At 68.5% G+C, this 14,909-nt stretch carries 11 protein-coding genes and 1 rRNA gene; 8 read left to right on the top strand and 4 right to left on the bottom strand.

The genetic code is table 11. The features are described 5' to 3' along the window. Positions 1 to 36 precede the first annotated feature (36 nt). Positions 37 to 624, top strand: a complete 588-nt coding sequence (locus tag AC0685_RS40585; protein WP_478230359.1) for a DinB family protein — start codon at positions 37 to 39, stop codon at positions 622 to 624. Here the strand turns inward: AC0685_RS40585 and AC0685_RS40580 are convergent. Continuing rightward, positions 621 to 1,157, bottom strand: coding sequence for a methylated-DNA--[protein]-cysteine S-methyltransferase (locus AC0685_RS40580; protein ID WP_478230358.1), 537 nt, complete (start codon positions 1,155 to 1,157; stop codon positions 621 to 623). The two genes, AC0685_RS40585 and AC0685_RS40580, sit on opposite strands and share 4 nt — an antisense overlap. 90 nt (positions 1,158 to 1,247) lie before the next feature. Between AC0685_RS40580 and AC0685_RS40575 the strand changes: the two genes are divergently transcribed. After that, complete coding sequence (locus AC0685_RS40575; protein ID WP_478230357.1) at positions 1,248 to 1,874, top strand: VOC family protein; 627 nt, start codon at positions 1,248 to 1,250, stop codon at positions 1,872 to 1,874. Here the strand turns inward: AC0685_RS40575 and AC0685_RS40570 are convergent. Beyond that, positions 1,845 to 3,602: an NAD+ synthase gene (locus AC0685_RS40570; RefSeq protein ID WP_478230356.1), complete on the bottom strand. Its 1,758-nt coding sequence runs from the start codon at positions 3,600 to 3,602 to the stop codon at positions 1,845 to 1,847. The two genes, AC0685_RS40575 and AC0685_RS40570, sit on opposite strands and share 30 nt — an antisense overlap. Before the next feature lie 149 nt (positions 3,603 to 3,751). Next, positions 3,752 to 6,079, bottom strand: a complete 2,328-nt coding sequence (secA2, locus tag AC0685_RS40565) for an accessory Sec system translocase SecA2 (RefSeq protein ID WP_478230355.1) — start codon at positions 6,077 to 6,079, stop codon at positions 3,752 to 3,754. Positions 6,080 to 6,174: 95 nt separating this feature from the next. Between secA2 and AC0685_RS40560 the strand changes: the two genes are divergently transcribed. Together AC0685_RS40560 and AC0685_RS40555 are read left to right on the top strand one after the other, a co-directional pair. Beyond that, complete coding sequence (locus AC0685_RS40560) at positions 6,175 to 7,800, top strand: alpha/beta hydrolase (protein WP_478230354.1); 1,626 nt, start codon at positions 6,175 to 6,177, stop codon at positions 7,798 to 7,800. Between the two features lie 52 nt (positions 7,801 to 7,852). Continuing rightward, complete coding sequence (locus AC0685_RS40555; RefSeq protein WP_478230353.1) at positions 7,853 to 9,403, top strand: alpha/beta hydrolase; 1,551 nt, start codon at positions 7,853 to 7,855, stop codon at positions 9,401 to 9,403. A gap of 21 nt (positions 9,404 to 9,424) precedes the next feature. On the opposite strand, the gene AC0685_RS40550 is transcribed toward AC0685_RS40555, so the two are convergent. Next, positions 9,425 to 10,093, bottom strand: coding sequence for an LppX_LprAFG lipoprotein (locus AC0685_RS40550; RefSeq protein ID WP_478230352.1), 669 nt, complete (start codon positions 10,091 to 10,093; stop codon positions 9,425 to 9,427). Between the two features lie 88 nt (positions 10,094 to 10,181). Here AC0685_RS40550 and AC0685_RS40545 point away from each other — a divergent pair, with 88 nt between their 5' ends. The 4 genes from AC0685_RS40545 to AC0685_RS40530 form a co-directional block, all read left to right on the top strand. Continuing rightward, positions 10,182 to 11,447: an MFS transporter gene (locus AC0685_RS40545; RefSeq protein WP_478230351.1), complete on the top strand. Its 1,266-nt coding sequence runs from the start codon at positions 10,182 to 10,184 to the stop codon at positions 11,445 to 11,447. A gap of 68 nt (positions 11,448 to 11,515) precedes the next feature. Then, the gene (gene glnA / locus AC0685_RS40540) at positions 11,516 to 12,859 is read left to right on the top strand and encodes a type I glutamate--ammonia ligase (protein ID WP_340684322.1); all 1,344 of its coding nucleotides are present in this window, start codon (positions 11,516 to 11,518) and stop codon (positions 12,857 to 12,859) included. Positions 12,860 to 12,873: 14 nt separating this feature from the next. Beyond that, on the top strand, positions 12,874 to 14,436 hold the full coding sequence (locus tag AC0685_RS40535; protein ID WP_478230350.1) for an amidase: 1,563 nt from the start codon (positions 12,874 to 12,876) through the stop codon (positions 14,434 to 14,436). 398 nt (positions 14,437 to 14,834) lie between these two features. After that, a 16S ribosomal RNA gene (locus AC0685_RS40530) occupies positions 14,835 to 14,909 on the top strand; the annotation flags it as partial.

Genomic DNA, 14,909 nt, shown 5'->3' with positions numbered 1-14,909 from the left:
GATGTCATGATCCCCTTCCCAACGGAAGGAGCCGCCATGGCTGGAAACGTTCCCCCGGTCGCCGACGAACGCGAAGGTCTCCTCGCCTACCTTGAGCAGCAGCGCCACGTTCTGCGGATCGCGGCGCACGGCCTCACCGAAGAACAGGCCAGAGCCGTCCCGACCAGAAGCTCACTGAGCGTCGGCGGCCTGATCAAGCACACCGCTTTCACGGAAGACGGCTGGATCGACATCCTTCTCCAGAAGCCCTCGAAGTCGATGGACGAAGCGATGAAGGAGTACGAAGCCGGGTACGTGATGACGACGGAAGAGACGGTCGAAAGCGTCCTCGCGCGCTACGACGAGGTCGCTCGCCGCACTTCGGACGTCATCGCCGGCATCGCCGACCTCGGCCAGCCGGTCCCGGTGCCGAAGGGCGTGCCCTGGTACCCGCAGGATGTCGACGCGTGGTCGGTCCGCTGGGTGCTGCTCCACCTCATCGAAGAGACCGCGCGCCACGCCGGGCACGCCGACATCATCCGCGAGCACATCGACGGCGCGACGGCGATCCCGCTGATGGCCGCCGCGGAAGGCTGGCCGGAAACGCCCTGGCTCAAGCCCTGGTCACCGGCTCAAAACAGCTAGAACAACGTCGGTTCGTCCGCCAAAGCGCCTTCGATGACCAGCATCCGGCGCTTGGTGGCGACCCCTCCGCGCGCGGAGAAGCCGCCGTCCTTGCCACCCGCGGCGAGCACGCGGTGGCACGGCACGATGATCGGGAACGGGTTCCGGCCCATGGCCTGCCCCACGGCCTGCGCGCCGCCGGGCATACCGAGGATGTTCGCGATGTCGCCGTAGGTCAGCGTCTTGCCCGCGGGGATGGTGCGGATGAATTCGTAGACCCGGTGGTGGAAGTCCGGTACTCCTTCGTAGTCGAGGCCGACGCCGGCGAGGTCCGTGCGCTTGCCGTCCATCAACGAGACGATCCCGTCGATCGCGCGCTGGATCTCGCCCGGCGGTGTGGATTCGGTCGCCTCGGGAAGGCGCGCGGTCAGTCGCGCCCTCGTCTTCTCTTCACTGCCCTCGGGGAGCTGGACCGCGACGACCCCGCGTTCGCTCCACGCGATGCCGCAGTGGCCGATCGCGGTGCCGAACACGGAGTAGCCCGGTGCCGTCATATGTCCAGGGTACGAGAGCGGTACGACAGTTTCGGATCGACGGCCATGCCGCGGTGCCGCCGAAGCCGTGGCTGCGGTAGGAGTATGCACATGAGCGACCTCGTGCTTGACCACCTCGTCTACGCCGGGCCGGATCTCGAAGAGGCCGTCGCGCGCGTCGCCGAGCTGACCGGTGTCACGCCGGTACGCGGCGGAAAGCATGTCGGGTTCGGTACGGCCAACTACCTGGCCGACCTGGGCGCCGGTGCCTACCTCGAGGTGGTCGGCCCCGACCCGGATCAACCCGAGCACATCGGGCCGCGTCCGTTCGGCATCAACGAGCTGACCGCTCCCGCCCTGATCACCTGGGCCGCGCGTGCGGACGGCATCGACGAGGCGATCGCGGAAGCACGCCGACGCGGTTACGACCCGGGCGAAGCGTCCGAGATGTCGCGGACCACCGACGACGGCGAACTGCTGACCTGGCGTCTCACCGGCGCAGGCGGTCTCGATGGGCTCGCGCCCTTCCTCATCGACTGGGGGAGCACCCCGCATCCGACGACGCGGGGACTCCCGTCGATCCCGCTGCTCATGGTCACCGGCGTCCACCCCGAGCCCGCCGCGGTCGAATCCGCGGTCCGCGCGCTCGGGATGGACATGCTCGTCCGGCGTGACAAGAAGCCCGGCCTGGTGGCCGTGCTGACGAACTCAGCGGGGAAGCAGGTCGCGCTGAACTGAGGGGGTCACGACGGTGCCCTCTCGCCAGCCGTTGGTCATCGGCAGCCGCCGGTCCCGCCCGAACGCCTTGAAGGTGATCTTGGTGCCCGGCGGGTACTGGCGGCGCTTGTATTCGGCCTTGTCGACCATCCGCACCACACGGTCGATGGTCTCCGGCTCGAAGCCCGCGTCGACCAGGTCGACATAGCCGCGGTCGCCCTCGATGTAGTCGTCGAGGATGTCGTCGAGCATCAGGTAGTCGGGCAGCGAGTCGCTGTCCAGCTGACCGGGCCGCAGCTCGGCCGACGGCGGTTTGGTGATCGAGTTCTCCGGGATCGGCGGGGTTTCGCCGTTCTTTTCGGCTTCGGCGTTGCGCCACTTGGCCAGGTGCCAGACGTGCGTCTTGAACAGGTCCTTGATCGGCGCGAAGGCTCCGACGGCGTCGCCGTAGATCGTCGAGTAGCCGACGGCGAGCTCGGTCTTGTTGCCGGTGGCGAGTACCAGGTGACCGTCCTGGTTGGACAGGGCCATCAGCAACATGCCGCGAACGCGGGCCTGGATGTTCTCCTCGGCGAGGCCGGTCAGCTGAAGCTGCTCCACGTAGACCTTGACCATGTCCGCGATCGGCTCGACGCGATAGTGCGCGCCGATCCGGCGGGCGAGGTCTTCGGCGTCGCCCTTCGAGTGCTCCGAGGAGTACTCCGAAGGCATCGAAACGCCATAGACGTTGTCGCCGCCCAGCGCGTCGGCGGCCAGCGCCGCCACGACCGCGGAGTCGATGCCACCCGAGAAGCCGAACGTCACCGACGAGAAGCCGTTCTTGTGCACGTAGTCGCGCAGGCCGACGACCAACGCGTGCCACACCTCGGCTTCGTCCGACAGCGGCTCGCTGATCGCGGACTCGGTGCGCGGGGTGTACGCCGGAACCGGCTCCTCGCTGAGCACTCGGCGCTTCACCCGCAGGCCTTCGAACTCGCCTTCGGCGGTGTGCCCGCCGGCGACGAGGTCCGTGTCGACGACGAGCAAGTGCTCGACGAACTGCGGAGCGCGAGCCAGCAGTCGTCCGTCCGCGCCGACCACGATCGAGTCGCCGTCGAAGACGAGGTCGTCCTGGCCGCCGACCTGGTTCGTGTACACCAGCGGCGCCCCGGCCTCGGCCGCGCGGCGCGCGATCAGCGGCAGGCGGATGTCGTCCTTCGCCCGCTCGTAGGGCGAAGCGTTGGGAGCGACCACGAGGTCCACTCCGGCCTTGCCGAGTGCGGAGATCGGGCCGCCGTCCTGCCAGACGTCCTCGCAGATCACCATGCCGACGTCGACGCCGTGGAAGCGGACGACCTCGAGGTCGTGGCCCGGCTTGAACCAGCGGTGCTCGTCGAAGACGCCGTAGTTGGGCAGGTGGTGCTTGAACTGGCGGGCGACCACTTCGCCGCGGTACAGCGCGGCCGCCGCGTCACGCGGGCCGGCCTCGTCCAGATCGAGGTACCCGATGTAGGTGAGGACCTCGCCGCATCCGGCGTCTTCGAGCCGCTTGGCGAGCGCTTCGACCATCTGCTTCGATGCGGAGGCGAAGGTCGGGCGGAGGGAGAGGTCCTCGACGGGGTAGCCGGTGAGGGACATCTCCGGGAAGACGACGACGTGGGCGCCTGCTTCGGCGGCTTTGCGAGTCCACTCGACGGTGAGCTCGGCGTTGCCTTCGAGGTCCCCGACGGTGGTGTTGACCTGGGCCAGTGCGATGCGCAGTTGCGGCATGCCGACATTCTCACCCACTGGCGTCCGCGGGGACGACCGGATGTGCCGAATCGCCCACCTGGGTCCGGCCGGTGCGGAAAGAGAGCGGGGGACCTTTGCTGTCGCTCTCCAAAAGAGAGTGACAGCAAAGGTCCCCCGCTCCCCGCGCGCTACTTGCGCTTGATCATGCTCCGCACCTTCTTGATGGTCTGCTCGAAGTCGGAGTCGAACGGGTTGTCGTGCACCAGGTAGGTCCACGTCGTGTTCGCCCGCCGCACGCCCGCGTCGCCGAGGTCGATCCCGTTCTCGGTGATCTCGGCTTCCTCGAGCGTCTTCGCCGCCCGCTCGGCCGCCTCCGGGATGATCTTGTGGAACTCGGGGATCGCCGCGCGGTGGAACTCGTCGATCGGCGTCTCCCGCGCCAGCGCCCGCAGGTGGATGCTCTCTCGCACGTCGGTCAGGAACGCCAGGTGGTCGGACCACAGCTGGTCGATGTGGAACAGCAGCACCTCACGGCACAGCTGCTCGACGCGGGCCTCGTCGTCGACGGCCTCCGAAAGCTCCTTGAACTTCTCCGGGTGCGCCTTCTCCAGCACCTCCGCGGCGTGCGCTGTCCGCAGCACCTTGTCCCGGTGCTCCAGCAGCTCGCCGCGCTGCCGCTCGATCAGCCGCGTGTAGCGCCACGTGTTCCGGTGGATCTCCAGGTCGACGCCCTCGGCGACACGCTGCGCGTGGTTGATCTGCCGCAGCGCCGCCGGGTCGACGATCTCGCCGCTGCCCACGTCTGAGCTGATGCCCTCGGGGATGTCCGGCGCGTTCGACAGCACGAGCTCGTCGTTCAGACTGGCGAAGAACACCGCGCTGCCCGGGTCGCCCTGTCGCCCGGACCGGCCGCGCAGCTGGCCGTCCAGCCTGCTCGACGGGTAGCGCGCGGTGCCGATCACGTGCAGGCCGCCCAGCTCGACGACCTCGTCGCGGCCTTCGCCGTCCTTGCCGCCCAGCCGGATGTCGGTACCCCGGCCCGCCATCTGCGTTGAGACGGTGACCGCGCCCTTCTTGCCGGCGTCGGCGATGATCGCGGCTTCCTCGGCGTCGTTTCGCGCGTTGAGCACGACGCATTCGAGGTCGACCTTCGCCAGCTTCTCGGCCAGCTCTTCGGATTCGGCGACGTCCTGGGTGCCGACGAGGATCGGCCGCCCGGTCTCGTGCACCCGCCGGATCTCCTCTTCGATCGCGCGCAGCTTCTGCGACGGCGATCCGAAGATCCGGTCCTCCTGGTCCTCACGGATGTTCGGCGTGTTCGGCGGGATGACCGCGACCTCGAGCTTGTAGAACTCGCGCAGCTGCTCGGCGACCGCGACCGCGGTACCGGTCATCCCCGCGACCTCCGGGTACCGCGCGAGCAGGGCCTGCACGGTGATCGAGTCGAGGATCTCGCCGCGGTCGGTCGCCTTGACCTGCTCTTTCGCCTCGACGGCGGCCTGGAGGCCGTCCGGCCAGCGCTGCAGTTCGGCGACGCGGCCGCGCGCGGCGTTGATGAGCTGCACCTTCCCGTCGCGCACGAGGTAGTCGACGTCGCGGGTGAGCAGCGCGTGCGCGTGCAGCGCCACGTTCACCGCGGGCAGCCTGTCCGAACCCGTCTCGTCGTAGAGGTTGATGTCGTCGCCGAGGGCCTTCTCGACCACCGAAGCGCCCGCCTTGGTCAGCCAGGCGTTGCGGCCGTCGGCGTCGGTCTCGTAGTGCAGCCCGAGCCGCAGCCGCCGGACGATGTTCGCGACCTCTTCGTCGGCGTCGGTGTGGTCGATCGACCCCGCCATCACCAGCGGCACGCGGGCCTCGTCGACCAGCACGGAGTCCGCCTCGTCGACGATCGCGACTTCCGGCTCGCGCTGGACCAGGTCCTCCTCGCGGGTCACCAGCCGGTCGCGCAGCACGTCGAAGCCGATCTCGCTGACGGCGCCGTACGTGACCTCCTTCGCGTACGCCTCGCGGCGCTCGTCGCGGGAGTGCGTGGGCTCGACCCAGCCGACGGAGACACCGAGCAAGTCGTAGATCGGGCCCATCCACTCCGCGTCGCGGCGGGCGAGGTAGTCGTTCACCGTGACGACGTGGACGTGCTTCCCTCGCAGGGCGTACCCGGCGCCCGCCAGCGCGCCCGCCAGCGTCTTGCCCTCACCGGTCTCCATCTGCACGATATGCCCGCTGAGCAGGCCCATCGTGCCCAGCAGCTGGACGTCGAAGGCACGCTCGCCGAGCGCCCGCCGCGCGGCCTCGCGACCGAGCGCGCAGACCTCGATCAGCTGGTCGTTGCCGAAGGAAGCCGCGTCCCGAAGCTTGCCGGCCCGCTCTGTCAGCTCCTCGTCGGAAAGCTTCTCCAACTCGGGCTCGAGCTTCTCGATGGCCGGCAGCAGCGCTTCGTAGCGGGTCAGCTCGACGCTGCCCGGCCGCTGGATGATCCGGCGCAGCTTCTTGCCCACCCGGCTGATCAGTGCTGCCACCCCTGTGCTCCCGTCTGTTCTACTGCCGTCCGCACCCGTACCACCAACGCAGTGGTGGTGCGGCCGAGTTCCACGGCCGATGGCACGATCCAACCGTGTCCACTCATGTCAGCGCCAGGTCCCGTGCCCGTCGATTCGCCGCGATCACGCTGTCCGGCCTGTTTGCCGTCACCGTCGTCGCGTGCTCGTCGGGAGAGGGTAGAACCCAGCCGCCGCCTCCGGCCACCGAGTCGCACGCTCCGACCGGACCGGTGCCCGCCGGACTCGAGAAGTTCTACGGACAGAGCCTGACCTGGGCCGACTGTGCACCCTACGCGACATCTGATGACGCGAAAGCGGCGTTTCGAGTGAAGGACGCACAGTGCGCCCGGCTCACCGTCCCGCTCGACTACGCGAAGCCCGAAGGCGACTCGATCACGCTCGGCCTGCTGCGCCGGAAGGCGCTGGATACCGACGAAAGGATTGGGGCGCTCGTGGTCAACCCGGGCGGACCCGGCGCCTCCGGGATGCAGGCCGCGGCCGGTCTCGCCTCCCGGACGGCGACGAACGAGCTGGGCAAACGCTTCGACGTGGTCGGTTTCGACCCGCGCGGCATCGGCGCGAGCCAGCCGCAGGTCCGCTGCCTGACCGACGCCGAACGCGACGCGGACCGCGCGGACGACAGCGAGACCGACGGCTCACCCGAGGGAGTGAAAAAGCAGGAGACCGAGTCCCAGGATTTCGCGGCGAAGTGCGCCGAGCGGACCGAACACGGCGCCGCGATGCTCGCGAACCTGGGCACGCGTGACGTCGTCAAGGACATGGACATCCTGCGCTCGGTCCTCGGCGAGCCGAAGCTGAGTTACCTCGGCTACTCCTACGGGACGCGGATCGGGTCCGCCTACGCCGAGGCGTTCCCGGCGAACGTACGCGCCTTGGTGCTCGACGGAGCCGTCGACCCGGAGCAGGACGCGGTGGAGTCGCTGGTCGCGCAGGGGCAGGGCTTCGGCAAGGCGTTCGGGGAGTTCTCGAACTGGTGCGCCGCGCGTGAGGACTGTGCCCTCGGGCGCGACGCCGCCGGCGTGACGAAGGCGTTCCAGGATCTGGTGCGCCCGCTGATCGATTTCCCGGTGCCGGTCAGCGATGGCCGAAAACTGTCGTACGAGGACGCGACGACAGGCGTGATACAGGCCCTCTACCAGGAAGATCTCTGGGAACCGCTGAACACCGCGCTCAACGACCTGAAGCGCCAGCGCGGCGACGGCCTGGAGAAACTGGCCGATCTCTACAACGAACGCGGCGCCGACGGCCGCTACGGGACGACGCAGGACGCGTTCGTCGCGATTCGCTGCGTCGACGACCCGCGGGTCACCGATCCGGCGAAGATCCTCGACGCGCAGAAGCGGTACGCGGAGGCGGCGCCGTTCCTCGACGACGGCAAGCCGGACGGTTCCGCGCGTGACGCCTGCGCCTTCTGGCCGGTGCCGAACACGTCCGAGCCGCACCAGCCGAACGTCGAAGGGCTGCCGAAGACGCTGGTCATCTCGACGACGAACGACCCCGCGACCCCCTACCAGGCGGGCGTCAACCTGGCGAAAGCGATCAAGGGAGCTTTGCTCACGTTCGAGGGCAACCAGCACACCGTGTTCCTCCAGGGCGTGTCGTGCGTCGACCAGATCGGCATCGATTACCTGGTGAACGGCGCCCTGCCGGACGAGGGCACGCGCTGCGCCGCCAAGTAACGAGTTCGGCGCTAAGGCCCCTGAGCGGCCGGGACGCTGCGAAGATCGCGAGATGAGCCTTCGCCGCGTCCCGGCCGTGCTCGTTGCTGCCGTGCTCGTCGCCTCGTGCACGACACAGCAGCCACAGTCGGCGCCGCCGGCGTCCCCGACCACCACGGCGTCACCCACTCCGGACCCGAAGGCGCTCGAGAAGTTCGCCGAGCAGAAGCTCGCGTGGGAAGCGTGCGCGTCCTTCACAGACAAGGCGTTCGACTGCGCGAAGCTCACCGTGCCGCTCGACTACCTGAAGCCGGACCGCGAGACGATCTCGATCGGCGTCCTCCGGCACAAGACGAAGAACACCGGCCGGCGGATCGGCTCGCTCGTGCTCAACCCGGGTGGCCCCGGTGGCTCAGGCGTCTCGGCCGCGGCGCGGATCGCGAAGTCCCGGCCCGCGGCGGCGCTGGCCGAACGTTTCGACATCGTCGGCTTCGATCCGCGTGGGGTGGGGACCAGCGAACCGAAACTCGTCTGCCTCACCGATGCCGAACGCGACGCGGACCGTGCGGAGGATTCGGAAAGCGACTCGACACCCAGCGGGATCGCGAAGCAACTCTCCGACGCCAAGACGTACGCCGCGAAGTGCGCCGAGCGCACGAAGCACGGCAAAGAGCTGCTCGCCAATATCGGGACCAGGGACGTCGTCCGCGATCTCGACGTCCTGCGTTCGGCCCTCGGCGACGAGAAGCTCAGCTACCTGGGCTTTTCCTACGGAACGCAGATCGGGACCGCCTACGCCGAGGCCTATCCGGACAAGGTTCGGGCGCTGCTCCTCGACGGCGCGGTCGACCCCGAACTCGACACCGCCGAGTCGCTGGTCACGCAGATGGCCGGCTTCCAGAACACGTTCGCCGAATTCGGCAAGTGGTGCGCCGCTCGCGCGGAGTGCGCGCTCGGCCGGGACGCGGGCGCGGTGACGAAGGCGTTCCAGGACCTGGTGCGGCCTCTGATCACCGAACCGGTGCCCGCGGGGTCCCGCAAGCTGTCGTTCGAGGACGCCATCACCGGGACCAGTGCCGCGCTGTACTCGCAGGACGCGTGGAAGTTCCTCAACGACGGGCTCGCCGAGCTGAAACGGGGGAGCGGCAAAACCCTGGTCGCGCTCGCGGACAACTACTACGGCCGCGAGACGGACGGCCGGTACACCGGCATCCTCGACGTGTATTTCGCGGTCCGCTGCGTCGACAGCACGCGGATCGCCGACAGGCGTGTCATCGAAGGCGCCCACCAGCGGATGCTCCATGGCGCGCCGTTCCTCGCCGGCGGCACCCCGGACATGAGCGAGCTCGACATCTGTTCTGTGTGGCCCGTGCCCGCCACTTCGGAGGTGCACAAGCCGGACGTCGACGGCTTGCCGAAGCCCTTGGTCATCTCGACCACGGACGACCCCGCGACCCCGTACGCGTCCGGGGTGAACCTCGCGCGGGACCTCAAGGGAGCATTGCTCACGTTCGAGGGAGCGCAGCACACCGTGTTCCTCGACGGGAACGAGTGCGTCGACAAGGCCGGCATCGCCTACCTGATCGACGGCGCACTACCCGCTCCGGACACCCGCTGCTCCTAGCGGGGGAGCAAGGGACCTTTGCTACCGCCCTGCCCCGACGACCACCGCGTTATGCCTGGTCAACGCCAGTTCCAGCATCACCGCGAACTCCTCCGGCCTCGTCGGCGGCACCTGCAGCCACACCCGCACCAGCCGCCGCGGCTCGTCCTGCGAAATCCACAGCTTCACGAACACGTCCGACTTGATCTCCGGCACGATCCCGCCGATCACCGCTGCCGGCACCTTCGCCGCGATCCGGAACGACTCGGTGTCCTGCACCCGCTCCCGCCGCTCACCCCGCAGCTCGGTCGCCCCGGTCAGCAGCCGTCGAAGCCCGCCTTCAGGCCCGAGCATCGCTTCAGGCGTGTACGGCTCCGAAGCCGGAATCACGCGCTCCCCGCGAGGCCCGCTGAGGGTGATCTCCGAGCCCGACAGCCGGTACTTGACCTTCACTCGTTCGAAGTCGTCCTGCAGATCGGCATTACCGACCGCGCCACCATCCAGGCTGACGTCGCCGTCGAGCCCGCGCACCGGCAGGCCGGTGACGACGCCGTTCACCCCGAGAGTGAACCGCACGCTGCGCAACGAGACGAGGGACTCGGCCGCCGCGCTCACGTAGTCCTGGGCAGGCGGCAGCGGGGGAGACCCCGCGCAGCCGCCGATGAGCCCGATCGTGAGCAGCAGCGCCGGCACGAGGTGACGGCAGCGCATGAGCAAAGCCTATGGCTTGGCCCGAATCTTTCGCACAGTGTCCTTCCGGCCGGTTTCGCCGGGCGCCGCCGCCCATGACGCTGTACCCGTGCAATCCGAGACCCGGCTCCACCGCGCGTGGTTCGTCGCCGCCGCCGCATTCATCGCCCTGCTCGCCGCCGCCGGTTTCCGCGCGGCTCCCGGCGTGCTCATCGACCCGCTTCACAACGAGTTCGGCTGGTCGCGCGCGACGATCGCGTCGGCCGTCTCCGTGAACCTCGTCCTCTACGGCCTCTTCTCACCCTTCGCCGCAGCTCTCATGGAGCGCTTCGGCATGCGACGTGTCGCCTCGACGGCGTTGTTCGTCGTCGCGATCGGCGCGGGCGGCACGGTGTTCATGAACGCGAGCTGGCAGCTCATCCTCTGCTGGGGCGTCCTGGTCGGCGTAGGCACCGGCTCGATGGCGATGAGTTTCGCCGCGACGGTCGCCGCCCGCTGGTTCGTCCGCAGTCGCGGCGTCGTCACCGGGGTCCTCACCGCGGCAGGCGCCACCGGCCAGCTGATCTTCCTCCCGATCGTGGCGAACCTCGCCGTCGACGAGGGCTGGCGGACGGCATCGCTCGTCATCGCCATCGCCGCACTGGCCGTCGTGCCCGTCGTTCTCCTGGTGGTTCGCGATCACCCGTCCGACGTCGGAACGACCGCTTATGGCGCGCAGCCTGGCGAAGCCGCTCCTGTCGCCCGCACGGGCGGTTCCGTTCGCCGCGCGCTGTCGGTACTCGGATCGGCGGCGCGCACGAGGACGTTCTGGCTGCTCGCCGTCGGCTTCGCGATCTGCGGCGCAACGACGAACGGCCTGGTCAGCACCCACTTCGTGCCTGCTGCGCACGACCACGGCATGCCGCAGACGACTGCCGCCGGACTGCTCGCCCTCGTCGGGATCTTCGACGTCGTCGGCACGATCGCCTCCGGCTGGCTCACCGACCGCGTCGATCCGCGGATCCTCCTCGGCGTCTACTACGCCCTTCGCGGCGTTTCGCTCGCCCTGCTCCCGCAACTGCTGAGCGGAACGGTGGAACCGAGCATGTGGGCGTTCATCATCTTCTACGGCCTCGACTGGGTGGCGACGGTTCCGCCCACGGTCGCGCTCTGTGTCCGGCAATACGGCGCCGCCGGGCCGATCGTCTTCGGCTGGGTCTTCGCCAGCCACCAGCTCGGGGCCGGTCTCGCGGCCTTCGGCGCGGGCGCGATCCGCGATTCATCGGGCAGCTACGCGCTCGCGTGGTACATCGCGGCGAGCCTCGCCGTGATCGCTTCGGTCGCTTCGCTGGCGATCACCAAGGCGGCCAAACCCGAACCGGTGCTCGTGGGGTGATCCACCACTTCCGGTCGATCGGCGCGTCGCGAAACATGTCGTTAACACGTTCTCGTTAGGGTGCGGCCATGGATCGCCAGCAGGAGTTCGTGCTCCGTACCTTGGAAGAGCGCGACATCCGTTTCGTCAGGCTCTGGTTCACGGATGTGCTGGGGTTTCTCAAGTCCGTCGCGGTGGCGCCCGCCGAACTCGAGGGCGCCTTCAGCGAGGGGATCGGCTTCGACGGATCGGCCATCGAAGGATTCGCCCGGGTCTACGAGTCCGACATGGTCGCGAAGCCCGACCCGGCCACGTTCCAGGTCCTCCCGTGGGAGACCCCGGACGGCGGCCCGTACTCGGCGCGCATGTTCTGCGACATCGCGATGCCGGACGGCTCCCCGTCCTGGGCAGATCCCCGGCACGTCCTGCGCAGGCAGCTCTCGAAGGCGGGCGAAGCGGGTTTCACCTGCTACGTCCACCCCGAGATCGAGTTCTTCCTGCTCGCCAGCCTGCCGGACGACGGGAGCGAGCCCGAGCCCGCGGACAACGGCGGCTACTTCGACCAGGCCAGCCACGCCACGGCGACGCACTTCCGCCGCCACGCCATCGAGACGCTCGAGGCGATGGGGATCTCGGTCGAGTTCAGCCACCACGAGGGGGCGCCCGGTCAGCAGGAGATCGACCTCCGGTACGCCGACGCGCTGACCATGGCCGACAACGTGATGACCTTCCGCTACGTCGTCAAGGAGGTCGCGCTCACGCAGGGCGTCCGCGCGACTTTCATGCCGAAGCCGTTCACCGACCAGCCGGGTTCCGGGATGCACACCCACGTGAGCCTGTTCGAGGGTGACCGCAACGCCTTCTACGACGCCGAAGACCCGTACGAGTTGTCGGCGACCGGTAAAGCTTTCGTGGCGGGACTGTTGCACCACGCGAAGGAGATCTCCGCGGTCACCAACCAGTGGGTGAACTCCTACAAGCGGCTGATCAGTGGCAGCGAGGCCCCGACGACCGTTTCGTGGGGCCGTGCCAACCGCTCCGCGCTGGTCAGGGTGCCGATGTACTCGCCGGGCAAGGCGTCGTCACGCCGCGTGGAGATCCGCACGCTCGACTCCGCGTGCAACCCCTATCTGGCGTACTCGGTCATCCTGGCCGCCGGTCTCAAGGGCATCGAGAAGGGGTACGAGCTCCCGCCCCCCGCCGAGGACAACATCTGGCAGCTGTCGGACGCCGAGCGCCGCGCGGCCGGGTATGCCCAGCTCCCGCAGAACCTCGGGGAGGCGCTGGCGGAGATGGAAAAATCGGAACTTCTGCCCGAAGCACTCGGAGAGCACGTTTACGACTTCTTCCTTCGTAACAAACGTGTTGAATGGGATAACTACCGCAGCGCGGTGACCCCGTACGAGCTGCGGACCCTGCTTCCGGTTCTCTAGACGAAGGAGACCTGATGGTGCGGCGGCCGGTGTTCGGAGTTCTGACGACGTTGGTCGCCGCGACCATCGCGGCAGGTGCCGCACCAGCGGCCTCCGCCGCCGGAAAACCGCTCGATCTCGACGTCGCCGACATTCCCGCGCTCCAGGCCCGGATGTCCTCCGGACGGCTGACCGCGGTCGGTCTGACCTCGGCTTATCTCGATCGCATCCACAAGCTCGACCGGAAGGTGAACGCGGTCATCGCGGTCAATCCGGCCGCGGTCGCGCAAGCCGCGGAGAGCGACGTCCGGCGTCGCGCCGGCAAGACCCGCGGACCGCTGGACGGCATCCCCGTCTTGGTGAAGGACAACGTCGACACCCGCTCCATGCAGACGACGGCGGGGTCGCGCGCGCTGCGCGGCAAGCCCGCGAAGGACGCGACCCTGATCCGCCGTCTGCGTGACGCGGGCGCGGTCGTCCTCGGCAAGGCGAACTTGTCCGAGTGGGCGAACTTCCGCGCCGCCAAACCGACTTCCGGGTGGTCGGGCGTCGGCGGGCAGACGAACAACCCGTATGTGCTCGACCGCAACCCGTGTGGGTCGTCCGCCGGATCCGCCGCGGGTGTCGCCGCGTCACTCGCCCAGGTCGCCATCGGCAGTGAGACCGACGGCTCGATCGTCTGCCCGGCCGGGATGACCGCGACGGTGGGCCACAAACCGAGCCTCGGCCTGGTCAGCCGCACCGGCGTGGTGCCGATCTCGGCCGAACAGGACACCGCCGGCCCGATGGCCAGGCACGTCGTCGACGTCGCGCTCACCCTGTCCGCTCTGCAGGGCCGTGACCCGAGCGACCCGGCCACCGGCGCGTACCCGCCGAATCAGCCGGCCGACTACGCCGCGCACCTCCGGCCCGGCGTGCTGAAGGGTTCCCGGATCGGTCTCTGGCGCCTGCCCGTCCTCGGCCCGGATGTCGACGCCGTCATGACGATGACCAGGAATTCGCTGGTCAAGGCCGGTGCCGAAGTCGTCGAGGTGACGCCGCCGTACCAGGCCAGGCTCGGTGAACTGGAGTTCCCGGCGCTGCTCACCGAGTTCCACCGGGACATCGATCGCTATCTGGCCACGCGCCCCGAAGGCCCGCGCGACCTCGCCGCGCTCATCGACTACAACCGCTCCGACCCGCTGGAGCAGACGTGCTTCGCAGGGCAGGAACTCTTCGAACAGGCGCTCGCCGCACCCGGCCCGTCCGATCCCGGCTACCAGGCCATGCGCCGCGAGCTCACCGATCTGGCGAAACGCTCGATCGACGAGACCCTCGCCAAGCACCGCCTCGACGCGATCGCCGCGCCCACGAACCCGCCCGCCTGGAAGACCGACTGCAAGACCGGCGACAACGACGTGATCCCGTCATCGACGCCGGCCGCGGTCTCGGGCTACCCCGCGGTGACGGTGCCCGCCGGATTCGTCGGCGAGCTCCCGGTCGGTGTCTCGTTCATGGCGGGGCAGTGGACGGACGCCCGAGTGCTCGCCTACGCAGCCGACTTCGAACGCGTCGCGCCCGCCCGCAAGCCGCCCCACTACCTGAAGACCGTCGGATGACGGGGGTTCATACCGGCTGACCTGCGGCGATGTCGTTAAGTGACCCCCCTGTTTTCAGGGGGTTCCGGGGCATGTAATCTTCTCTTCGTCGCCAGGAACACCGGGCCACCGGGGCCGAAAGCCCCGAGGCCAGGCGCCAGGGCCGAGCGGGTTGACACCGCGAACCGGACCAGGTAATGTTCAGCGTCGGCCCACGAGCGGCCGCCGACCCCCTACGGCTAACAGCGTAGGTTTCGGCATGCTCGACCAAAAGCTTGTGAATATCGCTTTGAAACAAAGCGTGTTGCTTGAGAACTCAACAGTGTGCTAGTGAACTAAGCCAGTAGAGCTTATGTTTTTTGAACCTCGTTTGGGGTTCCTTTGAGAGCATTACTTTTATGCCTCGATCAAATTTGACATTGTTGGAGAGTTTGATCCTGGCTCAGGACGAACGCTGGCGGCGTGCTTAACACATGCAAGTCGAACGATGAAGC

Source organism: Amycolatopsis sp. NPDC043889 (genome assembly GCF_056435645.1).
Note: the sequence above shows the minus strand (reverse complement) of the source record. Positions and strands in the feature narration are given on the sequence as shown.

Coding starts and splice junctions, on each gene's coding strand:
- AC0685_RS40535 (WP_478230350.1), top strand. CDS start 12,874: ATGGTGCGGCGGCCGGTGTTCGGAGTTCTGACGACGTTGGTCGCCGCG.
- AC0685_RS40550 (WP_478230352.1), bottom strand. CDS start 10,093: ATGCGCTGCCGTCACCTCGTGCCGGCGCTGCTGCTCACGATCGGGCTC.
- AC0685_RS40585 (WP_478230359.1), top strand. CDS start 37: ATGGCTGGAAACGTTCCCCCGGTCGCCGACGAACGCGAAGGTCTCCTC.
- AC0685_RS40555 (WP_478230353.1), top strand. CDS start 7,853: ATGAGCCTTCGCCGCGTCCCGGCCGTGCTCGTTGCTGCCGTGCTCGTC.
- AC0685_RS40570 (WP_478230356.1), bottom strand. CDS start 3,602: ATGCCGCAACTGCGCATCGCACTGGCCCAGGTCAACACCACCGTCGGG.
- AC0685_RS40580 (WP_478230358.1), bottom strand. CDS start 1,157: ATGACGGCACCGGGCTACTCCGTGTTCGGCACCGCGATCGGCCACTGC.
- glnA (WP_340684322.1), top strand. CDS start 11,516: ATGGATCGCCAGCAGGAGTTCGTGCTCCGTACCTTGGAAGAGCGCGAC.
- AC0685_RS40575 (WP_478230357.1), top strand. CDS start 1,248: ATGAGCGACCTCGTGCTTGACCACCTCGTCTACGCCGGGCCGGATCTC.